Genomic DNA, 931 nt, shown 5'->3' on the forward strand with positions numbered 1-931 from the left:
CGTGCCCGGGCCGCGCTGGAGCGCATTGGTTCTGCCGACTATGCCGACCGGATCCTGCGTGAAATCGCGCATACCCTGGAAAAGGATAACAACAAAGTCTCCTACGGCGCGCTGTTGGCTCCGCAGGTGAAACCGATTGTGATCATTGGCATGGTGCTCGCTGTGTTCCAGCAGTGGTGTGGGATCAACGTCATCTTTAACTACGCGCAGGAGATTTTTGCCTCGGCGGGATTCGATATCAACAGCACGTTAAAATCGATCGTCGCCACGGGCGTCGTTAACCTGGTCTTTACCATTGCCGCACTGCCGCTGGTGGATAAAATCGGCCGCCGTAAATTAATGCTGCTCGGCGCTTCAGGATTGACGGTGATCTATGTCCTGATCGCCGGCGCTTACGCGATGGGCATGATGGGGTGGCCAGTACTGTTGCTGGTGCTGGCGGCGATTGCTATTTATGCGTTAACCCTGGCGCCGGTGACCTGGGTGCTGCTGGCGGAGATTTTCCCCAACCGCGTACGTGGACTCGCGATGTCTTTAGGTACCCTGGCGCTGTGGATTGCCTGTTTCCTGTTAACCTATACTTTCCCGCTGCTTAATGCCGGCCTGGGCGCGGCAGGCAGCTTCCTGCTGTACGGCGTCATTTGCGCTGCCGGCTACCTCTATATTCTGCGCAACGTGCCGGAAACGAAAGGTATCACCCTCGAAGCGCTGGAAGAGCAACTGGCGCAGCGTCACTCGGCCGGCCAGGCGATAAAGCAGGAGCAGACACGCTGATGGCGGAAGCGTTGATTCTGGAAAACGCGCATCTGCGGATGCGCATCTCCTCTCTGGGGGGCAAAGTGCAAAGTTTGTTCTCCCGGCAACATCAGGCTCCGGTGCTGTACGACAACCCTGCTGGCGGCATGTTTCCCATGCTGCCGTTGGCCAATCG

The 931-nt window shown here is 57.9% G+C and carries 1 protein-coding gene and 1 pseudogene; both read left to right on the forward strand.

All coding sequences use genetic code 11. The features are described 5' to 3' along the window. A partial coding sequence (locus CWM53_RS18675; protein ID WP_133124359.1) for an MFS transporter occupies positions 1-774 on the forward strand: 774 nt, incomplete at its 5' end. Continuing rightward, positions 774-931: pseudogene (locus CWM53_RS18680) on the forward strand (aldose 1-epimerase); the annotation flags it as partial. The gene CWM53_RS18675 and the pseudogene CWM53_RS18680, both read left to right, overlap by 1 nt.

Origin of the sequence: Klebsiella sp. A-Nf5 (genome assembly GCF_002810545.1) — a bacterium.
In the GTDB taxonomy this organism is placed as follows: domain Bacteria; phylum Pseudomonadota; class Gammaproteobacteria; order Enterobacterales; family Enterobacteriaceae; genus Klebsiella; species Klebsiella variicola.